The sequence below is a fragment of the Chloroflexota bacterium genome (genome assembly GCA_016197225.1).
GTDB lineage: Bacteria > Chloroflexota > Anaerolineae > Anaerolineales > VGOW01 > VGOW01.
In genome coordinates this window covers 36,822-57,497 of record JACPWC010000006.1, presented here as the reverse complement: position 1 = coordinate 57,497, position 20,676 = coordinate 36,822, and the positions used below count along the sequence as shown (strand labels likewise).

General features: G+C 60.5%; 17 protein-coding genes. 16 read left to right on the top strand and 1 reads right to left on the bottom strand.

What is annotated here, in order from left to right; all coding sequences use genetic code 11:
- Window positions 1–291: 291 nt before the first annotated feature.
- From HYZ49_00995 to HYZ49_00980, 4 genes are all read left to right on the top strand, one after another.
- A complete protein-coding gene (locus HYZ49_00995) occupies window positions 292–1,539 on the top strand; it encodes a Glu/Leu/Phe/Val dehydrogenase (GenBank protein MBI3240858.1) in 1,248 nt (415 codons plus the stop codon).
- Window positions 1,540–1,610: 71 nt separating this feature from the next.
- Window positions 1,611–1,859, top strand: a complete 249-nt coding sequence (locus HYZ49_00990; GenBank protein MBI3240857.1) for a hypothetical protein — start codon at window positions 1,611–1,613, stop codon at window positions 1,857–1,859.
- Window positions 1,860–1,928: 69 nt separating this feature from the next.
- A complete protein-coding gene (gene queG / locus HYZ49_00985) occupies window positions 1,929–2,957 on the top strand; it encodes a tRNA epoxyqueuosine(34) reductase QueG (protein ID MBI3240856.1) in 1,029 nt (342 codons plus the stop codon).
- Between the two features lie 66 nt (window positions 2,958–3,023).
- Window positions 3,024–3,176: a Flp family type IVb pilin gene (locus HYZ49_00980; protein ID MBI3240855.1), complete on the top strand. Its 153-nt coding sequence runs from the start codon at window positions 3,024–3,026 to the stop codon at window positions 3,174–3,176.
- A gap of 128 nt (window positions 3,177–3,304) precedes the next feature.
- On the opposite strand, the gene HYZ49_00975 is transcribed toward HYZ49_00980, so the two are convergent.
- The gene (locus HYZ49_00975; protein MBI3240854.1) at window positions 3,305–3,955 is read right to left on the bottom strand and encodes a LysM peptidoglycan-binding domain-containing protein; all 651 of its coding nucleotides are present in this window, start codon (window positions 3,953–3,955) and stop codon (window positions 3,305–3,307) included.
- A gap of 108 nt (window positions 3,956–4,063) precedes the next feature.
- Here HYZ49_00975 and HYZ49_00970 point away from each other — a divergent pair, with 108 nt between their 5' ends.
- The 12 genes from HYZ49_00970 to HYZ49_00915 all read left to right on the top strand — a co-directional run bounded on the left by HYZ49_00970 (window position 4,064) and on the right by HYZ49_00915 (window position 20,607).
- Entirely contained in the window at window positions 4,064–4,834 is a 771-nt protein-coding gene (locus tag HYZ49_00970) for a class I SAM-dependent methyltransferase (protein MBI3240853.1), read from the top strand.
- Between the two features lie 69 nt (window positions 4,835–4,903).
- Complete coding sequence (locus HYZ49_00965) at window positions 4,904–5,266, top strand: four helix bundle protein (protein ID MBI3240852.1); 363 nt, start codon at window positions 4,904–4,906, stop codon at window positions 5,264–5,266.
- A gap of 54 nt (window positions 5,267–5,320) precedes the next feature.
- Complete coding sequence (gene miaB, locus HYZ49_00960) at window positions 5,321–6,673, top strand: tRNA (N6-isopentenyl adenosine(37)-C2)-methylthiotransferase MiaB (GenBank protein MBI3240851.1); 1,353 nt, start codon at window positions 5,321–5,323, stop codon at window positions 6,671–6,673.
- A gap of 425 nt (window positions 6,674–7,098) precedes the next feature.
- Complete coding sequence (locus tag HYZ49_00955) at window positions 7,099–7,923, top strand: DUF4388 domain-containing protein (protein ID MBI3240850.1); 825 nt, start codon at window positions 7,099–7,101, stop codon at window positions 7,921–7,923.
- Window positions 7,924–7,941: 18 nt separating this feature from the next.
- A complete protein-coding gene (locus HYZ49_00950) occupies window positions 7,942–8,472 on the top strand; it encodes an ATP/GTP-binding protein (protein ID MBI3240849.1) in 531 nt (176 codons plus the stop codon).
- Between the two features lie 21 nt (window positions 8,473–8,493).
- Window positions 8,494–9,288 carry an alpha/beta hydrolase gene (locus HYZ49_00945; GenBank protein ID MBI3240848.1) on the top strand — a complete coding sequence of 265 codons (795 nt, stop codon included), beginning with the start codon at window positions 8,494–8,496 and terminating at the stop codon, window positions 9,286–9,288.
- Window positions 9,285–9,926 (top strand): 4-vinyl reductase, encoded by a 642-nt coding sequence (locus tag HYZ49_00940; protein MBI3240847.1) that lies wholly within the window; start codon window positions 9,285–9,287, stop codon window positions 9,924–9,926. Before HYZ49_00945 ends, HYZ49_00940 begins: the two co-directional genes overlap by 4 nt.
- Window positions 9,927–10,181: 255 nt before the next feature.
- On the top strand, window positions 10,182–11,465 hold the full coding sequence (locus tag HYZ49_00935) for a multidrug transporter (protein MBI3240846.1): 1,284 nt from the start codon (window positions 10,182–10,184) through the stop codon (window positions 11,463–11,465).
- 143 nt (window positions 11,466–11,608) lie between these two features.
- The gene (locus HYZ49_00930) at window positions 11,609–12,496 is read left to right on the top strand and encodes a response regulator (GenBank protein MBI3240845.1); all 888 of its coding nucleotides are present in this window, start codon (window positions 11,609–11,611) and stop codon (window positions 12,494–12,496) included.
- Window positions 12,497–12,529: 33 nt separating this feature from the next.
- A complete protein-coding gene (locus HYZ49_00925; GenBank protein MBI3240844.1) occupies window positions 12,530–12,733 on the top strand; it encodes a hypothetical protein in 204 nt (67 codons plus the stop codon).
- The gene (locus tag HYZ49_00920) at window positions 12,733–20,217 is read left to right on the top strand and encodes a GAF domain-containing protein (protein MBI3240843.1); all 7,485 of its coding nucleotides are present in this window, start codon (window positions 12,733–12,735) and stop codon (window positions 20,215–20,217) included. The genes HYZ49_00925 and HYZ49_00920 overlap by 1 nt, the downstream gene beginning before the upstream one ends.
- Window positions 20,218–20,232: 15 nt before the next feature.
- Window positions 20,233–20,607 (top strand): response regulator, encoded by a 375-nt coding sequence (locus tag HYZ49_00915; protein ID MBI3240842.1) that lies wholly within the window; start codon window positions 20,233–20,235, stop codon window positions 20,605–20,607.
- The last annotated feature ends 69 nt before the right edge of the window (window positions 20,608–20,676 follow it).

Genomic DNA, 20,676 nt, shown 5'->3' with positions numbered 1-20,676 from the left:
CCCAAAGGCAATGAAAGAACAAAGGTGCTTGGCGGATTAGAACGGCTCATCCTCATCACCTTACTCTCCAAAAAACCTGTCCGGCGTGGCCGGGCGTATCCTGGGCCGTTACGAAATTCGCGGCAATTCGCGCGAAGCGATTCGTGGCAAAAAACCTGCTTACCTTTCAGCCAACCTGCCCATCACCTCGCCCGTTTCCCCAAAGTTTGCTACAATCCGCGCCACAAACTTCAAATACCGAGTGTTTGCGCAAAGCGAACACTCGGTGTCTTGTCTCAGGAGACAACCTTTATGGCCGAAACCAACCCGTATCAAAACGCGCTGGCGCAGTACGACAAAGCCGTCGCCCACCTCAACCTCAAGCGCGGCATCGTCGAGCACCTGCGCTACCCCAAACGAGAGCTGACCGTTAACTTCCCGGTGAAGATGGACAGTGGTGACGTCAAAGTCTTCACCGGGTTTCGCGTCCACCACAACACCGCTCTTGGCCCCACCAAAGGCGGCATCCGCTACCACCAGGACGTGACCCTCGACGAAATGCGGGCGCTGGCAATGTGGATGACGTGGAAATGCTCGCTCATGGGCCTGCCCTACGGCGGCGCGAAAGGCGGCGTCATCGTTGATCCCAAGACTCTCTCGGCGCAGGAAATCGAAACCCTCACCCGCCGCTACGCTACTGAAATCTCCATCCTCATGAACCCGCAAAGCGACGTGCCCGCCCCCGACGTGGGCACCAACGGCCAGATCATGGCCTGGATCATGGACACCTACTCCATGCATCACGGCTTCTCCATGCCCGCCGTCGTCACCGGCAAGCCGATAGAAATCGGCGGCTCGCAAGGCCGCATCGAGGCTACCGGGCGCGGAGTGATGGTGACCGCCCGCGAAGCCATGAAACACTTGAACCTGCCGATTGAAGGAACGACCACCGCCGTGCAGGGATTCGGCAACGTCGGCTCGATAGCGGCCCGCACCGCCCACGAAATGGGGATGACGGTCGTGGCCGTCACCGATGTGACCGGCGGCGTCTACAACAAAAACGGACTCGACATCCCGGCCCTGATCCGCTACCTGGGCGAGACTCGCTCCGTCGTCGGCTTCCCCGGCGTAGACACGATCACCAACGACGAACTGCTGGCCCTCAAAGTTGATCTGCTCATCCCCGCCGCGCTGGAGAATCAAAGCACCTCCGCCAACGCCAACAATGTGAAATGCAAAGTGCTGGCCGAGGGCGCCAACGGCCCCACCACCCCCGAAGCCGACAACATCCTCAACGACAAAGGCGTCTTCATCATCCCCGACGTGTTGTGCAACGGCGGCGGCGTGGTAGTGAGTTACTTCGAGTGGGTGCAGGATTTGCAATCGTTCTTCTGGGAAGAAGTCGAGATCAACAAGCAATTGGAGCGGCACGTGACCAAAGCCTTCAAGGACGTGCTGGCCACTGCCCAGCGCCTCAAGATTGACAATCGTACCGCCGCCCAAACCCTGGCCATCAAGCGCGTGGCCGACGCCACCCTGATTCGCGGCATCTACCCATAAAAATGGGACGCGGATGAACGCTGATTTTTTTCTTTATCTGCGTAAATCTGCGTGAATCTGCGTCCAACCCCATGCAACCCGACAAGCCCAAGCCGCCCACCAACTACCGCGCCCTGAGCGCCGCGACGAACCGCAATTTGCTCATCGGCTTCTTTGTGATTCTGTTTCTGGCCGGGGTGGGCCTCATCGGGTTGTTTTACGGCGGCGGCGGCGTCCTGGGCGCGCTGGCCTGTCTGATTCCGGCAGTGGGGCTGGTGGGCGTCCTAGCCCTGGTCATGGCCGGGCTGGGCAAGTTGAGCGAGTGGCTGGACAAGCAGTAATCAATAACAAATCCCAAAATCCAAAATCCCAATCTCCAACTTCCAAATCCGTTTATTCTGTTACATCCGTTGTCAAACATCTCTGCCCGTCTAAAAGCCCGCGCCCGCGAACTGGGCTTTGCCTTTTGCGGCATTACCTCGCCCGACCCGCCGCCTCACCTCGACGAATACGAACAGTGGCTTGCGGACGGCTTGCACGGCGAGATGGCTTATCTCGCAACCGGGCGCGCCCGCCAGCGCCGCGCCGACCCGCGCTTGATCCTGCCCACTTGCAAAAGCATCGTCGTCGTCGCCCTGCCCTATCAACGGGGCAATGAAGTTGGGCCAATCGCCGCTTACGCCCTCGGCGACGATTACCACGATGTGATCCCGCCCCGCCTCAGCCAACTCGTTGACTGGCTTGAGGCTGAAGTCGGCCACCCCATCGCTCACAAAATCTACACCGACACCGGCCCGATCCTGGAGCGCGAACTGGCCCAGCGCGCCGGGCTGGGCTGGATCGGCAAGAACTCGATGCTCATCAACCCAAAGGCCGGGTCGTACTTCCTCCTCGGCGAAGCGTTGATTGACCTTGAGCTTCCATCCGACCCGCCCTTCACTGTTGATCACTGCGGAACCTGCACGCGCTGTATCGAGGCTTGCCCGACCGACGCGATTCTTAACAACCGGACGCTTGACGCGCGCCGTTGTATTTCCTATTTGACTATCGAACTCAAAGGCGCGATCCCGGAAGACTTGGGCGACGCAATGGGCGGCTGGATTTTCGGCTGTGATATTTGCCAGGCGGTTTGCCCGTGGAACGTTCGTTTTGCCGACTCGCTTCCCCCCGAACCGGCGCTTGCCCCCCGCCGTCCGCCGCCGACTCTCATCGAGGAACTTTCACTCAGCCCGGAGCAGTTCAACGCCAAGTTCAAAGGCAGTCCCATCAAACGGACGAAGCGGCGCGGCTATTTGCGAAACGTGGCCGTGGCCCTGGGCAACCGCGGGGATGAGAAGGCGGTTTCGGCCCTGAAAAAATGCCGCGATGAAACGGACGAGCGGCTGGTGCGCGAACATGTAGAACGGTCTTTACGCAAACTTTACGCGATCAGGCAATAAAATAGGCAGTGAGCCGCCTGTAAATTAAGGGCCAAACTCAACGCCGAAAGGGATGAACTGATCATGATGTTTAGCCTGAAGAAAACGAACGAAACCGGGCAGGGCCTGGTGGAATACGCGCTCATTCTGGTTCTGGTCGCCGTAGTCGTTCTCATCATCCTGTCACTGCTTGGCCCGGCCATCGGCAATCTTTTCTCAAACATGTTTGCCAAACTTTGAGAACCTGCCTCTAAACCCTAAAGGTCTTTGAGACCTTTAGGGTTTTCCGAAGTTTAGAGATAGGCTCTAAAGCAACAGAGTCTCATCGTATGATGAGACTCTGTTTGTCTCTAACGGCGATTGCCGGTTTATGGCCGCCGGGTGTTGGTGGGCCGGGGCGTGCGCGTGGGGGTGATGGGTGTGCCGGTCAGGCTGTTGTAAGGAATCCGGATGGTCTCCCCGACTTGAATGTTGTTCGGGTCGGTGATGCCGTTGACAATCATCACGTCATCCAGCCGCGCCCCGAATCGTTCGGCAATAAGGCTTAACACATCGCCGACCTGGATTGTGTAAGTGATGACGGTTCCGGGCCGGAGGCCGGTGGGGATGGGCGTGGCGGTTGGAATTTCAAACACAAAGCCGGGCGGCGGGATGACGAGTTGCTGGCCGACCGACAGATCGGGGGAAGTCAAACCGTTGTAAGCAATCAGGGTTTGAACGTCCACCTCATAAGTGTCGGCGATGCCAAACAGGGTGTCGCCGCTGACGACGGTGTAAGTGATGGGGCCGGAGCGCGTGGGCGAGGGCGTGACGGTGGGCGTGTCGCTGGGCACAAACAGAGTGGCCGTTGGAATCACCGGCGTGGGTGTGAAGGTGGCCGTCGGGGTGAGGGTTGGAAACAGAGTCCACGCGCCGCTGGAGAACTGCACCAGCACAAATGACATCCCGCCCACTGCCGCCAAAATTAGGATTACAATCAGTATCCGCCAGAAGAAAAAGGCTCGCTTACGTTCAACCATTCTTCAACCTCCAGAATTGCTATACTGCCTACAGTTATAAATTGCGCCTGGACTTTCTTTCGTCCTTCGTCTATCGTCCATCGTCAGCTCTCTTATTCTACACCAGCCATGACCAACGCCTCGCAAGTCAAACACTCCTTCGGCCCCAACGCCGAGAAGTATGCCCAGAGTCCAACCTTTGCCAGTAGCGAAAGCCTCACCCGCCTGCTGGAAGTCGTGAAGCCGGAACGGGACTGGATCGCGCTCGACATTGCCACCGGCGGCGGCCACACCGCCCTGGCTCTGGCCGGGCATGTGAATCGAGTCGTCGCCGCCGACATTACGCCCCAGATGTTGATCGCCGCCCGGAACATGATCGGCGGCCACCAGGTGGAAGCCGTCTCTTTTTGTGAGGCCGACGCCCAGCAATTGCCGTTTGCCACTGCGGCCTTCGATCTCGTGACCTGCCGCATCGCTCCACACCATTTTCCAGACGTGGCCCGGTTTGTGCGCGAGTGCGCCCGCGCCGTCAAGCCGGGCGGCGCAGTGGCGATCATTGACGGCATTGCCGTCGGCGACGGCTTCACGGCGCGCTACCTCAACGCCTACGAAAATTTGCGTGACCCCAGCCATCATTGGCTGTACCCCGCCCGGCGCTGGGAGGCTTTCTTCAAAGAGGCCGGTCTGCGGGTGACGCTCGTCGAAACTTTTCGCAAGGCGCACGAGTTCGGCGATTACTGCCACCGGCTCAACGTCTCACCGGCCAACCGTTGGCGGTTACGGGCCATGCTCGCCCAGGCTCCCAGCGGCCCAAAGCAAGCCTACGACATTTTCGAAAAGGGCGGGCAGTTGTGGTTTCATTTACATGAGGCGCTGATAGTGGGGATTTTGGACTTTTGATTTTGAATTGATAGCCTGCATGTTCTTTGCGGGTCATATATTACTTTTCTGGAGAAAGGAAGACCAAACATGAATGAGGAGATTTTCAAACAACGGACGAAAAAGCTGGCTTTGGAAGTGATCAAACTGGTAGAGGGTTTGCCACATGGGCGAACGCCGGATATGATCGGCAAGCAGTTGTTGCGCTCTGGCACTTCAATCGGGGCCAACTATCGGGCCGCGTGCCGGGCCAGGTCGCCTGCCGACATGATAGCCAAACTCGGCATCGTTGAAGAAGAGAGTGACGAAACAATTTACTGGCTTGAGTTGCTCGTCGAATCCGGCATCATTGCAATCGAGCGGGCTTCTCCTCTGACTAAAGAAGCCGGCGAAATCCTGGCCATGACTGTCGCTTCTATCAAGACCTTGCGTTACAAAGGAAAGCCTCGCTGACAGAACAATCCAAAATCCCCAATCTAAAATCCAAAATGGTACAATCAGAAGACCATGAAATCGTATTTCATCCAAACCTGGGGTTGCCAGATGAACACCGCCGACTCTCAGCGTGTGTCGAGCGCGCTGGAGGGGATCGGCTACGCGCCCGCCGAGAGCGTTGAGGCCGCCGATGTGATCGTCCTCAACACCTGCGTGGTTCGCCAGCAGGCTGAGGATGCGGCGGTAGGCCGCCTGACGATGCTGGCCCCGCTGAAGAAAAAGAATCCGGGTGTCGTCGTCAACTTGATGGGGTGCATGGTCGGCGTCAAAGGCGGCGACCGCCTCAAGCAAGCCTTCCCGCTGGTGGACGTGTTCTCGCCGCCGTCCGAGCCGGGGCCGCTGGTGCAGTTCCTGGCCGAGCGCAACGGCCTCTCGCCCGCCGAAGTTGAGACCGCCCGCCGCTTTGCTTTGCAAGACGAATTGACCACCGTGCTCAACCCGCAAACCGGCGGCTTCACCTTGCCGGTGGCCGAACGCGGGCAGGCCGTGTCGGCGCACGTGCCGGTGGTCTTCGGCTGTTCGCACGCCTGTACCTTCTGCATCATTCCTTTCCGGCGCGGCGTCGAACGCTCGCGGCCGGTGGGCGAGATCGCGGCTGAGGTAAGAGGCCTGGTGGCTCAGGGCGTGAAGGAAGTGACTCTGCTCGGCCAGATTGTGGATCGCTACGGCAAAGACATCAGCGACGGCCCGAACCTGGCCCAACTGCTTCGCGTCATCAACGACATTGACGGGCTGGAGCGCATCCGCTTCCTCACCTCACATCCTGGTTACATGACCGACGACTTGCTCGACGCCGTGGCCGAACTGCCTAAAGTGTGTGAGCACATCGAAGCGCCGGTGCAGGCCGGCGACGACAAAGTGCTGGCCGACATGAAGCGCGGCTACACCGCCGACGATTACCGGCGGCTGATCGAGCGCATCCGCGCCCGCCTCCCCGGCGCGTCCATCGCCACCGACATCATCGTCGGCTTCCCCGGCGAGACCGCCGACGAGTTTCAGCGCACCTACGACCTGCTGGCCGAACTCAAGCTGGACGTGGCCCACCTGGCCCGCTACTCGCCCCGCCCCGGCACGGTGGCCGAGCGCCGAATGGCCGACGACGTGCCCGAAGAAGAAAAGATGCGGCGGCTCAAGGCGCTGGACGACATGCAGGCTCAAATTGTCGGCGACATCAACGCCAGACTTCTCGGCGGGACGGTTGAAATTTTGGTGGAAGAGAACCACAAAGGCAAGTGGAAGGGCCGGACGCGCAATAACAAGATCGTCTTCTTTGAAGATGGCGATCTGGATTGGAAAGGGCGGCTGGCGGAGATTAAGATTACGAAGACTGGGCCGTGGAGCATGCAAGGGGCTGTAGTCGGGTAGTCGGGGGTTGGATGGTTGGGAGATCAAAAACACGAAGCAAAGATGCTTCGTGTTTTGTTTTGTGCGGCAAGGCTTCTTGAAGCTTAACCCGCCAGCCGCTTGCCCTCAAAGCCGCCCCGCTTCGCGACTGCCGAGAAGCACCGCATAAAGAGTGCGGATTGGCAGAATCAGCCTGATGCGACTCTCGCCAAAGGGATAGCCCACTCCGCCTTGCTACGGGGCGCAAACATACCGCTGTTGGCCGTTGGTCACAACTGCACGACTCGTGTTCAGCATCTTGTTGTCCAGTCTAAACAGGCAGAAACGTCAATTCCTGGTCAAGATTGTTCTGCAAATTTCGATACGCATCAACCTTTCTTTGACTTTATCTCGCTTACAGGTATAATCCGACCAAATTCCTATTGGGCAAGCAGTAAGAGGGAACAATGCCACTCCGCGGCAACCTGCGCGACTTTAGCACCGATAAATTACTCAACCTCATCAGCCTGGCCCGCAAGACCGGCACTCTGACCATCGAAGGCCCCACCGAAGCGGCGCGCATGGCCTTCCGCGAAGGCAAGTTAATTTTTGCCCAGGTGGGAAACGAAGACCCCAACCTCACCTACGTTTTGCGCAAGGTGGGCAAGCTTACCGACGAGCAGGCCAGGGCGCTGCGCCAGCGAAGCGAGGCCGCCAACGACAAAGCCCTCGGCCTTCTATTAATCAACTCCGGCTACGTCACCCAGACCGAAATCCTGCAAAGCATCAAACAACATATTCTGGACGTGGCCTACCGCCTCTTCACCTGGGTCGAAGGCATCTTCAACTTTGAAGCCAACGCCTCGCCGCCGGTCGAGCGCATCACCGTGCCGATTGACCTCGACAACGTCATCATCGAAGGCTCGCGGCGCATGCGCGAGTGGGAGCAGTTGCAGGAAGAACTGCCCAACCTCGACCTGGCTCTCAAGTTCACCGACAAGCCCGACGCCCGCCTGAAGAACGTCAACCTCAACGTGGAAGAGTGGAAGGTGGTGTCGTACATCAACCCCAAGAATACCATGCGGCAAATTGCCAAAGCCAACAACATGAGCGATCTCGACCTGCGCCGCATCGTCTACGGCCTTCTGCAGGCCGGGCTGGTGGAGCTGGTGCGGCCCGCCGGAACCCGGCCCCTGACCAACGCCCCGCAACGCAAGCCCCTGACAGAGGCGGCCAAAGAGCAGGAGAAGTCGCTGGTCAACAAACTCATTTCGAGAATCCGCTCATTGTAAGGGTGGGAGTAGAAACGCATGCAAACCGTCAAAATGGTCGTCACCGGCCCGTTCAGTTCGGGCAAAACACAATTCATCAGCACCATCAGCGAAATTGATGTCGTCCGGACTGAGCGCAAAATTTCGTCGGAAGCCGAGAAGATCAAAGAAAGCACCACCGTGGCCATGGACTTTGGCCGCATTACGGTGGACGCCGAACTGGTGCTGTACTTGTTTGGCACGCCCGGCCAGCGCCGGTTCGACTTCATGTGGGAAATTTTGTCGGAAGGCATGTTGGGCTTTGTGGTGATGGTGGACAGTTCGCGGCCCGAAACTTTTCGCGAGGCCAAGAGCATCCTGGAAACGTTCCGGGCCTACGCCCCCACTCCCTACGTGGTGGCGGCCAACAAACAAGATCACCCCGAAGCCTGGGCGCCCGAAGATTTGCGAATCGCCCTCCGTCTCGATCCTAACGTCAAACTGTTGCCCTGCGTCGCCACCGACCGCGAAAGCGTGAAATCGGTTCTGCTGGAATTGCTCTACAGCATCCTGGCTGAGATGGAGGCCTAGGCCCGGCGGGGCCTTCCGGCTGTGAGTTCAATCGTCACCGATCAAGGCATCGTCCACTACGAAACCTACGGCCAGGGCAAGCCGGTCGTTCTGCTTCATGGCTGGCTCGGCTCGTGGGGCCTGTGGCAGAGGACGATGGAAGTGCTGGGCAAGGGCTACCGCACCTACGCCCTGGACTTCTGGGGCTTCGGCGATTCGGGTAAGAAGCGCGAAACCTACGCCGTCGCCGATTTTGTCTCGCTGGTCGAGCAGTTCATGCAACAGCTTGGCATCGAGTCGGCGCCGCTGGTGGGCCACAGCATGGGTGGCACGGTCAGCTTGAGCGTCGCCGTCCGTTACCCGAAGCGGGTGCAAAAGGTCGTCGTCGTCGGGTCGCCCATCGTGGGCAACTCGCTCAATTTGTTTCTGCGGCTGGCCGGGTATCGGCCCGTTGCCATTCCGGTTTACAACATGCCGACGTTATTGCGGCTTGGCGTGCGCGCCTTCTCGCCCCTCATCGTCAACAAAGACCCGCTGGGCTGGTATCGGATGCAAGAGCGCGATTTGTCGAAAACGACGCTGGAATCATTCTTTGCCTCCATTGGCAGTTTGCGCCGCACCGACCTGCGCCCGCAGCTGGGCGAGGTGCGCGTGCCGACTTTGGGCATCTATGGCGTGGGCGACACCATCGTCCACCCCCGGCAATACGAGCCGCTCCGAGCCGGCGTGCCGCACGCCCGCATCGAAGTCATGCGCGGCTCGCGGCACTTCCCGATGATTGACGAGCCGGAAAAATTCATCGGCACCCTCAAAGATTTTCTGGACGGTAAAGAATGACGACGGAGCAAACGGCGGTTGCGCCGAGGTATTACTACCCCAACAAAATTGGCCGCATCGTTCTGCTGGCCATGGAAGAAATCATGGGCCGCAACGGCGTGAACGCCATCCTCAACTTAGCCAAACTGCGGCACCTCATCAACAACTACCCGCCCAACAACTTCGACCGCCAGTTCAGCTTCGACGACGTGGGCGCCATCCAACAAGCCCTCGACGACATGTACGGCCCACGCGGCGGGCGCGGCCTGGCCCTGCGCGCCGGGCGAGCCTGCTTCAAATACGGCCTCAAAGAGTTCGGCCCGGTGCTCGGCATCGCCGACCTGGCCTTCCGCCTCCTGCCCTTAAATATGAAGCTCAAAGTGGGCGCTGAAGTCTTCGCCGACACCTTCAACAAATACACCGACCAGCGCGTCCGGCTGGGCGAAGAAGAAGACCGCCTGCTCTGGCACATCGAACGATGCCCCATTTGCTGGAACCGCAAATCCGACTCGCCGTGCTGTCACCTGGCCGTCGGCATTTTGCAAGAGTCGCTCTACTGGGTGAGCGGCGGCAAAAACTTCTCGGTGCAGGAGATCGCCTGCATCGCTCGCGGCGACGAAACCTGCACCATCGTCATAGATAAAAAACCTCTGGACTAAGGTTTAGCCGCCTTTTTTAGAGACAACGGATTCAACGAATTGAACGGATGTCTCAATCCGTGAAATTCGCCGGATCCGTTGTCTTTTACCCCCAAACTGAAACGCATCCGCAACCGGGGTCAGGCTTTACTTGTCACGGCCAATCGGCTAGTATTTCCTTGAGAACGGCCCATACTTTCCGGCCTCCCGCCCTGCCAGCGCATGGCGCGGATGCTTTATTTGCGTTACGATCAGCCTGCCTGAGAACGCGCCTTTATGCGAAAAGTCATCCTGCGGCACAACTGTTATCTCTCGCCCTTCAACGAACCCGCCCGCGACTTGCGCGTGCACAACAAGCCGCTCTGGCTCCACCAGCGCGACTTGCTGGCGCCCTATGCCACCGAAGAGCGTGAAGTCCCGTCCGGCCAGTTCACCGACGTTCCCTCCGACCCGGTTGAGCAGGTCGTTTATCGCGACAACTTGTTTTTCGACGAAGGCTACCTCACCGCGTTTCTCACCGAAGCCATCAAGTCGGGCCGCCCTCGCCGGGCCGCCTTCGCCAAGACCAACAAAGCCTTCACCCAACACGCCCTGCCCCTCGCTCAAGGCTACACTCAGTACGACGACCTCTACCTGGCCGACCTCTGGTATTTCCCCAACGGGCCGGTGAACCACACCGAGCCGCTGGTGATTGACTTCCAGGAGCGTGAGATCGGCTACTATCGAATCCCGACTTATATGGCGACCGAGAAAGGCCAGCTTACCTTTCAGGTTCCGTTACGCAGTTGCCTTTCTATCGAAAGCTGGGTCCACATTTTCATCGCCGACGCCATCTTTGGCTTATTCTCGCGCGGGGCGCGCGTCGAAGCCCGCATCGAGAATGACCTGATGTTCAAACTGCAAGTGCTCTGGCAGGCTTTGCTGGAACAACGGCAAGTGCTTTCCTCCTCCAGGCTCGTCACCGTTGGCCGTAATTGCAGCATCAACCCCAGCGCCGTCATCCTCGGCCCCACCAGCATCGGCGATAACGTCAACATTGAAGCCGGGGTCGTCATTGACAACTGCATCATCGGCAATAACACCACCATCTCTCAGGGTTGCCAACTCATGCTCAGCGTGGTGGGCGACGGGTGCTTCCTGCCCTTCCGGGCCGCGCTCTATCTGACGACGCTCATGGATCACACCATGGTGGCCCAGAACACCTGCCTGCAAATGTGCGTGGTGGGCCGCAACACCTTCATCGGCGCCGGCAACACCTTCACCGATTACAATCTCATCCCGGCCCCGCTCCGGGCGCTGGCCGGAGATGGCTCGCTGGCCGAGGCGGGCCGCCCGGTGCTGGGTGGCAGTGTCGGCCACAACTGCCGGATAGGCAGTGGCCTGATCATTTATCCGGCCCGTACTATCGAGTCTGATGTTGTCTTATTCGCCTCACCCGAGCGGCGAGTGATCAGCAAGAATGTAATATATGAAGAGAGCGACCATCACAAACTCAAAGATGCGAGCAAGCACCCCCGGCTCTATCCCCGGTTGGGGGAGGAAGTCCGGGAGTCGTGGTGACCCCCATGAACGCCAGACCATGAACAGGCGGCCCGGGGCCGGATGTTCGCGCCGCTCTCAAGTTGCCGCCGATCTCGGTCTAAAGTAAGATTAAGCTATCCATCCTCGCCCGCTCCGGGTTTCCTTATTTGGGAGGTAATGCAATGGCTAAAGGCAGAATCCTGATCGTAGAAGACGACTTCGACATTTCGAACATGCTGAGGATTTATTTCAGCGGCCAGGGGTACGACGTGAATATAGCTCCGCGCGGAGGCGAGGCCATGACGCTTGCCCGCCAGCAATTGCCTCATTTGATCGTGCTCGACATCATGTTGCCCGACATGGACGGCTACGCCGTCTGCCGCCAACTGCGGCAGACCACCCGCACCAGTCACATCCCCATCATTTTTCTGACGCAAAAGGACGAGCGCTCCGACCGCATTGCCGGGCTGGAGTTGGGCGCGGACGATTACATCACCAAACCGTTCGACATCGAAGAGCTTAAGCTCCGCGTGCAAAACGCCATCACCCGTTCGCAACTGCAAAACCTCTCCGACCCGCGCTCCGGCCTGCCCTCGGGCCGGCTGATCGAGGATGAACTGCGCAAGATTATGCGCGCCGCCGACTGGGCTTACATGGATTGCAAAATCGAGACCTACGATCCGTTCAAGGAAGTGTACGGCTTTGTGGCCGGCGACGAGGTCTTGCGGTTTACGGCCCTGCTCATTCGCGAAGTGGTGGATCAACACGGCACGCCCAACGACTTTATCGGCCACCCCGGCGGCGACAACTTCATCGTCATCGCCGGCGAGTCCAATGCCGCCGCCATCCGCGCCCGGCTCAAGGCCCGCTTCGCCGAAGAGATCAAGACCCACTATTCCTTTATTGATCGCGAGCGCGGTTTTATCATCACCAAAGGCGACAACAACGCCGACCAGCAAATGCCGCTCATGCTTCTGAAGGTTGGCATTGTCACCTCGGCCAACGATTTCTCCGACATTCGCGAGATCACCGAGCAAGCCGCCGAGGCCCGGCGGAGCGACGCCGAGTAAACATCGCGGCCCGTTTATCTGGCGCAGAGCGCAATGGAACTGACGACTTTCACCGGCATTGCCATTACGGCTATTATCCTGGGCGCCGCCCTGTTGGGAGGGGTGGTGATCCTGGTCTATTTTGGCCCGCGCCTCTTCTCCCGCCAACGCTCATCTCTGGCAACATCACCGTCTCCAACCGCCCGCTCGAGGCCACCTCCGTCCGCATCCCCGGCGCGGTGGCCCAGTTTGTGGTAATGATGCGCGAGACGGCCCAACTCAACCTTCTGCGCACCGACGAACGCTCCGGTCGTTCGCTGGCGGCGCTGAACGAGATCAGCAAGACCATCTCGGCCAGCCTCGATCTGGAAGTCACCGTCAACAACATCCTGCAAACCGTCTCGCGGATCATGGACTACCACCTGGGTGAGGTGAATTTGTGGGACGCCGAGGCCGGAGTGCTCCGCCCGCGCGCCCGCGCCGGTGACCGCAGTTACACGATCAGCATTGATCGCGACACGCCGTCGCACCGGATCGATCAGGGCTACTCCGGCTGGATCGCCCGCAACAAAAAACCACTCCTCATCAGCGATGTCGAACAATCGCCGGAACTGCTCCCCGAACCGGGCACGGAAGACTTTCCCTTCCAGTCTATCATCGGCGCGCCGCTGTTGTACGGCCTCGACCAGGAACTGGTGGGCACGCTGGAACTGGCCTCTTACGATGTCAACACTTACACCGAGCAGGACATTTCACTGCTGGAGTTGTTGGCCGGGCCGGCCGCCATTGCCATTCGCAACGCGCAACGTTACACCCAGCAGGAAACGCGCGTGGCCGAACTCTCCGGCCTAGCCCAGGTGGCCCAAACCGGCCTGGCCCTGGGCGACCCACGCGAATTGTTCGCCACTCTCACCGCCCGCATTGCCAAGTTGATGAATGTTCAACTGTGCGGCTTCCTGCTCTACGACGAAAGCCAACAGGCGCTGGTAAGCCAGCCGCCATTTCATGGCAGTGTGCCCGAAGCCTTCCTCGAACTGTATCGCATCCCGCTCACGCCCGACAGCCACGCGGCCCGGCTCTGGCGCGACGAAGATCACTGGTATTCCAACAACGTCTTCGACGACCCGATGGTGGCCGAGATCGGGCTGAAGGAAATCGCCGAGAGCGTGGGCGTGCGCGCCACCCTGCTGGTTCCGTTGATCGTCGGCGGCAATCGGCTGGGCATCGTGCAGGTCTCCAACAAACTCAGCAACACGCCCTTCACCGAAGACGACGCCCGCCTCCTGCGCATCTTCGCCGGGCAAGCCGCCGTCCTCATTGACAACGCCCGCCTGGTGCGCGAAGCCGAAGAGCGCCTCAAGCGCGCCGAAGTCCTGCGCAACATTTCCGAGATCGCCGGCTCGGCCCGAAGCCTCGAAGAAATTTATCGCGAGGTGATGGCCCGCACCGCTCAACTGCTCCGGGCCGACATGGGCATTGTCCTTCTGCTCGACGAAGCCAAAGGCGAGTTCCTGCCTCAGCCCGGGTCGCAATTCGGCGGCGACGTGGCTGAGGCCGAGTTTGCCCGCCTGAAGGTGGACGACCCTTCCTTCCGGTTCAGCGTCGCCGTCACCCGCCGCCCGTTCTACTCGCGGCGAGCCAGCCACGACCGCCGCATCCCCGACATCTACCAGCGCACTCTGCGGCACTTTGGCGTGGAAAGTGTGATCGCCGTGCCGCTCACCGTGCAGGATCACAGCATTGGCGAAGTGTTGCTCGGCGCGCGCCGCGAATACCAATTCACCCGCGCCGATCTCGATCTGGCCGCCACCATCGCCGCCCAACTGGCCTCGGCCATCGAGCGCGAGCGGCTGGCCTCGGCCACCGACGACACCCTCCGCCGCCGGATCGATCAACTCACCTCCCTCACCCGCGTGGGCCGCGAGTTGAATCAAACGCTCGAACTGGAGCGCATTCTGCAAAGCGTTTACAACGAAGCCATCCGCGCCACCAGCGCCGATTGTGGCAGTATCGTCCTGCTCGATATTGAAGCCGCGCCGCTCAAAGCGCGGATGCGGCTCGGCCAGCATACCGAAACCACAGGCCTCAACCTGCTGGAAGTGGAAGCCGCCTCCAGCGGGGCCAGCCGGATCGTGCCCGACCTGTTGGCCCCGGACGCCCTGGGAAACGTCCACGCCGACCCGGCAGTGGCCGCCGCCCCGGTGGCTCACGAGGGAGTCCGCTCGATCCTCATCATGCCCGTCATCTATCAGGGCTACACGGTGGGCGTCATCGAGTTGCATAGCCGAAAGGTCAACGGCTTCGATCAGGCCATGCTCGACTTTTCGCAGGCCCTGGCCGCCCAGGCCGCCATTGCGGTGGGCAACGCCCAGCGTTACCAGGAACAGCTTCAACGCGGCGAGCTTCTGCGCCTGCGGGCCGACCAGCTTTCGCAACTCCTGCAAATCTCGCGCACGGTGCGCTCCGACAAACCGCTGGCCGAGAATCTGGAATCTATTGCCTTTGGTTTGCAGGAAGCGGTGGGCTATAACGTGGTGCTGATCAGTGTCCTCGACCCGGACACCAACCTGGCCCAACGCATCGCCGCCGCCGGCGTGCCCATCGCCACTTTTGAGCGCCTCAAGAACAACCCCGCGCCCTGGCCGATCTACGAAGTCGCTTTCCAGACGGAGTTCCGCGTCAGCCAGTCGTACTACATTCCGCACGACCGCACGCCGCCCGAACTGCAAAATGTCGAATCCGGTCTGGTGCCTCGCAACGTGCCTGCCACTAAACCCGGCGAGTGGCACCAGGACGATTTCTTGTTTGTGCCCCTCATCGGCTCTGGCGGTCAATCGTTGGGCATCATGAGCCTCGACGATCCGCGCAATGGCCGCGCCCCGGATCGACTCACGATTGAAACGGTTGAAATCTTTGCCAACCAGGCGGCGCTGGCTATCGAAAACGCGCGTCTCTACGACGAGGCCGAGCACCGCGCCGCCGAACTGAGCAACGGCCTGGCCGAGCTGCAAAAGTCGTATCGCGACCTCGACGCCGTCTCGCGCGCCCTCACCCGCAAAGAGATCGAACTCAGCAACCTCATCGAGCAGACCGAACAGCGCGCCAAGCGCCTGTTGGCCCTGCACCGCATCGCCAGCGAGGCCGCCGAGGCCAAGACCGAAATCGCCTTCCTGCAACGAGTCACCGAAGCCACCGTCCGCGAGATGGCCCTCGACGTGTGCCTCATCGCTCTCCTGCGCAACGGCAACGGCCTGCAAGTGGTAACCCAGGCCGGGAACATCCATCCGCAAAACGATCTCAACGCCTTGCTCGGCTGGCTCAACCCGCTCTCGCAGATCGTCGAACTGAACACGCCTCTCCTGGCCCGCGACCTCGGCCAGCGCGGCTGGGGCGAGTCTAAATTCATTCAGGCGCTCGAACTGCGCTCCTTCATTGCCCTGCCCATCTTTATCAGTGGCCGCCTGATCGGCGTTGGCCTGGTGGGCAGTCAATCAACCCAAAGCCCGTTCACCAACGAAGACATTGACCTGTTCACCATCCTGGCCAACCAGATCGGCGTCGGCGTCGAAAACATCCGCCTCGACGCGGAAACCAATGAGCAACTCGCCAAGAACACCCGGCTCGTGGCCGAAACCCAGGAACTGCAAGCCTTCAGCGCCTCCGTGTTTGAGTCCCTGCAACAGGGCCTGGTCGTCCTCAACACTCAGGGCAAGGTGCTCAGCCTCAACGGCTGGATGCGGCAGACGTTCGGTTGGACGGACGGACTGATCGGCCAGAACCTCTTCGACTTCCGCTCGATCTACCGTGACCTCGGTCTGGCCGACGCGGTTCAACGGGCCGTCACCGCCGGCCAGCCGATTGACCGCATCGTCATCCGCGACGCGGCTTCCGACGGCTCTTCCATCGTCAGCAACTTCTACGGCTACCCACTGCGGCGCGAGGGACAAGTGACGGGCGTGGTGCTGTTGGTGGAAGACGTGACCGCCCAGGCCCGCCTCGAAGCCGACGTGCGCGAACGCGCCACTCAACTGCAAGCCCTCACCGAAGTCTCGCGCGTCATCTCGTCCACCTTGCGCCAGGAAGACGTGATCACCCTGGTGCTCGAACAGGTGGGCCGCGTCATCCCTTACGACAGCGCCACCCTCTGGATTCACGAAGAGGACTTCCTGATCGTGGCCGGAGCGCGCGGCTTTGAGAACAACACCGAGCAGATCGGCCTGATGGTGCAAGTGGAAGACAGCCGCCTCTTCAAAGACCTGTCGGAGGCTCAACAAACCATCATCGTGCCCGACGTGCGGCGCGACGACCGGTTCCCGGCCGGCATCATCAGCCGCACCCGCTCCTGGTTGGGCACGCCCCTCATCAGCAAAGGCCAGGTGCTCGGCCTGCTGGCCCTCGATAAAGTGGAAGTGGGCTTCTACTCGGCCAACCACGCCGTGCTCTCCATGGCCTTTGCCAACCAGGCCGCCGTCGCCCTCGACAACGCCCGCCTCTTTGAAGAAAGCGTCAAGCGCGCCCTTGAACTCAACGACCGCTCGCAACGGCTGGCCCTGCTCAACCGCATCTCCACCTCGCTCAACACCACCCTCGACTTCGACCGCATCCTTGAGATCGCCGTTCGCGAGATGAGCAAGGCCCTGGAGATTTCGCGAGTCGGGGCCATCATCTACGACGAAGGGGCCGGCGTTGGCAACGTGCTGGCCGAGTTCCCCGTCAACCGCTCGGCTCAAACCGCCATCGTCACCATTCCGCTCGCCAACAACCCGCTGGTGGATCGCCTGCGCGAAACGCTGGCCCCGGTGATGATTGACGACGTTCTCCACACCGAACTGCTGGCCGAACAGGCCCGCCAGATGCTCCTGCAGAGGCGGGTCAAATCGGCCCTCATCGTTCCCCTCATCGCCGGCGGCCAATTGCTCGGCAGTCTCACCGTCGATCAAGGCGAGCGTGGCCGCTTCCAGCCGGGCGAGATCGAACTGGCCCAGACCATTGCCAACCAGACTGCCGTTGCCATTCAAAATGCCCGGCTCTACGACGAGACCCAACTGCGCCTGTCGGAACTGAGCGCCATCAACCAGGTCTCGCGGGTGATCACCGCCGCCACCGACCTCAACGAGTTGTTCGCCTCTCTGCCGGAGCAACTTGGGGCAATGCTCAACACCCAGAATTTGTATCTGGCGCTCTACGATCCGACTCGCAACCTGCTCACCTTCCCGATGTTTTACGATGACGGCAAGCTGGCCGAAGTGACGCCCCACGAACCGGTTGGCGTCTCCAACTACATTATTCAAACGCGGCAATCGCTATTGCTCACCGGAGACATTGGCGTCAAGTTGGAAGAACTTGGCGCTATCCACACCGGCGACAGCCGCGCCCGGTCTTACCTCGGCGTGCCCATGCTGGCCGGGGACCGCGTGATCGGCGTCCTGGCCGTGCAAGACCTCAAATACGAAAACGCCTTCAACGCCGGGCACGAGCGCATCTTGTCCACCATCGCCAGCCAGTTGGCCGTTGCCATCGAAAAGATCAGGCTGTTGTCTGAGACCCGCCAGCGCAGCGCCGAGCTTTCGGCCCTTTACGATCTGGGCGTGACCGCCCTGCAGGAACTCGACCTGCACCGTTTGACGAATTACCTCTTCGACAACGTCCAGCGACTCTTGCAGGTGGACTCGGTGTCGCTGACCATGCTGACCGACAGCGACGAGATGACGGTGGAAATGGTAGAGCGTGGAGAGCGGCGCGGGCCGAGCCTGCTGGCCCGGACTGGCAACACCTTCAGCGAGTACGTGCTTAACACCCAACAGCCGTTGATGATCGGCGATCTGGAGCGCGACAGCACTGCTGTGGCCATTGGCTACTCCACCGAGGCTAAGTATCGCGCCTGGCTGGGTGTGCCCCTCATCGTGCGCGGCGCGGCCACCGGCGTGCTCTCGGTGCAGAGCGAGCAACCCTACTACTTCACCGAATCGCAACTGCGCCTGCTCTCGCAGGTGGGCAACCAGATGGCCATCGCCCTCGACAACGCCCGCCTGTTCTCCACCGTCCAAACCTATGCCCTCGACCTGGAACGGCGCGTGGCCGAGCGCACCACCGACCTGGAGAAAGAGCGTGACCGGGTGGAAACGCTTCTGCGCATCACCAACGAACTCTCGGCCAACCTTGATCTCGACCGCGTGCTCACCCGCGCCCTCAGCCTGGTGAACGAAGTGATCGGCGGCACTCAGGGCGGCCTCTTCCTGCTCGACCCGCAATCCGACCAGCTTGTTTATCGCGCCGCCCTGGGCGTCAACTTCCAGCTCCCGCCCGGCGGGCAGGTGGCTCCCTTCCGGCGCGGCGAGGGCCTGGCCGGCTGGGTGATTAAGAACCGGCAAGCCATCATCGTTCCCGACCTGGACGAAGACGAGCGCTGGATCAAACGGCCTCAAACGCCTGACCACCGTTCGGCCATCTGCGTGCCCCTCATCTCCAGCGAAGACGCGCTGGGCGCGATGATCTTCTACAGCAACGAGAGGAACGCCTTCAGCGATGACCAACTGCGGCTGGTGGCCGCCGCCGCCAACCAGGTCACCTCGGCTATCAACAACGCCGAACTCTATCGCCTCATTCGCGATCAGGCTGAACGGCTGGGCGGCATGTTGCGCGCCAATCAGGTGGAAGCCTCCAAGAGCCGGGCCATCCTTGAGTCGGTGGGTGATGGCGTGATGGTGACCGACCCCGACGGGCGGATCATCCTCTTCAACGCCACCGCCGAGCGCATCCTCAAACTCACCCGCGAAGACGTTCTCTCGCGGGTGGTGGGCGACTTCATGGGACTCTACGGCTCCGGGGCGCGCAAGCTGGCCGAGGCCATCAATCATTGGAGCAACGATCCATCCAGCTATCAGCCGGGCGACGCCATCGCCGAGCGCATCGAACTCGACGACAAACGCATCGTCGCCATTCTGCTTTCGCCGGTCACCTCCACCGACGAATATCTCGGCTCGGTGTCCATCTTCCGTGACATCACCCGCGAAGTGGAAGTGGACAGGCTCAAGACGGAATTTGTGACGACGGTGAGCCACGAACTACGAACGCCGATGACGGCCATCAAAGGCTACGCCGACTTGTTGCTCATGGGCGCGGTCGGGCCTGTCAACAAAGATCAGGGCCGCGCCCTCGAAGTGATCAAATCCAACGCCGACCGTCTGCGAATTCTGGTGGACGATCTGCTTGACGTGTCCAAGATCGAGTCGGGCAAGGTAGAGTTCAAGCTGACTCCGGTGTCCATCGCCGACGTGATCCGGGACGCGGCCAACCACGTGCAGGGCCGCATCACCGCCCAGAACCGGCCCATGACGGTGATCACTAACATCCCACCCGACCTGCCGCCGGTGTTGGCCGACCGCGAGCGCCTGGCGCAAATTGTCACCAACCTGGCCGACAACGCTTTCACCTACACCAACCCCGGCGGCACCCTCGTCATGTCGGCCCATTGCGACGCCAACTCCGTTCAAGTTAGCGTTAAAGACAACGGCATCGGGATGACCGAGGAGGAGTTGGGCCGCATTTTTGAACGGTTCTACCGGGGCGAAGACCCGCTGGTGCTGGCTTCTGCCGGAACCGGGCTGGGGTTGAACATTGTTCAACGCCTGGTGGAAATGCACGGCGGCCACATCTGGGCCGAGAGCGAGGGGCCGGGGAAAGGCAGCACGTTCCATTTGCGCCTGAAACTTGCGCCGGAGAAATTAGAAATTGCCAGTTGAGAACGGGGAATTGCTATGGCGAAAATACTGATTGCTGAAGACGAACGCGACATCCGGGAGCTGATTACCTTTACCCTGCGCTACGCCGGGCACGAGGTGCTGTCTGCCGCCAACGGCGAAGAGGCGCTGGCGGCGGCGCGCGAGTCCATCCCGGAGCTGATCTTGATGGACGTGCGCATGCCCAAGATGACGGGCTACGAGGCCTGCCGCCACATGAAGGCCGACGACAAGCTCAAAGACGTCCCGGTCGTATTCCTTTCGGCCAAGGGCCAGGAAAGCGAGATTCAAACCGGCCTCGAGGTCGGCGCAGCCGATTACATTCTCAAACCTTTCGCGCCCGATCAATTGATCAAGCGCGTGGCTGAAATTCTGGGGCAGAAGACGGAGTGAGAAGTGGAACGCTCTAATCCGCTAAGTCCCTTTGTTCTTTGTTTACCTTTGATTCTTCAGGGGAAGCGC

Coding starts and splice junctions, on each gene's coding strand:
- HYZ49_00995 (MBI3240858.1), top strand. CDS start 292: ATGGCCGAAACCAACCCGTATCAAAACGCGCTGGCGCAGTACGACAAA.
- HYZ49_00990 (MBI3240857.1), top strand. CDS start 1,611: ATGCAACCCGACAAGCCCAAGCCGCCCACCAACTACCGCGCCCTGAGC.
- HYZ49_00980 (MBI3240855.1), top strand. CDS start 3,024: ATGTTTAGCCTGAAGAAAACGAACGAAACCGGGCAGGGCCTGGTGGAA.
- HYZ49_00975 (MBI3240854.1), bottom strand. CDS start 3,955: ATGGTTGAACGTAAGCGAGCCTTTTTCTTCTGGCGGATACTGATTGTA.
- HYZ49_00970 (MBI3240853.1), top strand. CDS start 4,064: ATGACCAACGCCTCGCAAGTCAAACACTCCTTCGGCCCCAACGCCGAG.
- HYZ49_00965 (MBI3240852.1), top strand. CDS start 4,904: ATGAATGAGGAGATTTTCAAACAACGGACGAAAAAGCTGGCTTTGGAA.
- miaB (MBI3240851.1), top strand. CDS start 5,321: ATGAAATCGTATTTCATCCAAACCTGGGGTTGCCAGATGAACACCGCC.
- HYZ49_00955 (MBI3240850.1), top strand. CDS start 7,099: ATGCCACTCCGCGGCAACCTGCGCGACTTTAGCACCGATAAATTACTC.
- HYZ49_00950 (MBI3240849.1), top strand. CDS start 7,942: ATGCAAACCGTCAAAATGGTCGTCACCGGCCCGTTCAGTTCGGGCAAA.
- HYZ49_00940 (MBI3240847.1), top strand. CDS start 9,285: ATGACGACGGAGCAAACGGCGGTTGCGCCGAGGTATTACTACCCCAAC.
- HYZ49_00935 (MBI3240846.1), top strand. CDS start 10,182: ATGCGAAAAGTCATCCTGCGGCACAACTGTTATCTCTCGCCCTTCAAC.
- HYZ49_00930 (MBI3240845.1), top strand. CDS start 11,609: ATGGCTAAAGGCAGAATCCTGATCGTAGAAGACGACTTCGACATTTCG.
- HYZ49_00925 (MBI3240844.1), top strand. CDS start 12,530: ATGGAACTGACGACTTTCACCGGCATTGCCATTACGGCTATTATCCTG.
- HYZ49_00920 (MBI3240843.1), top strand. CDS start 12,733: ATGATGCGCGAGACGGCCCAACTCAACCTTCTGCGCACCGACGAACGC.
- HYZ49_00915 (MBI3240842.1), top strand. CDS start 20,233: ATGGCGAAAATACTGATTGCTGAAGACGAACGCGACATCCGGGAGCTG.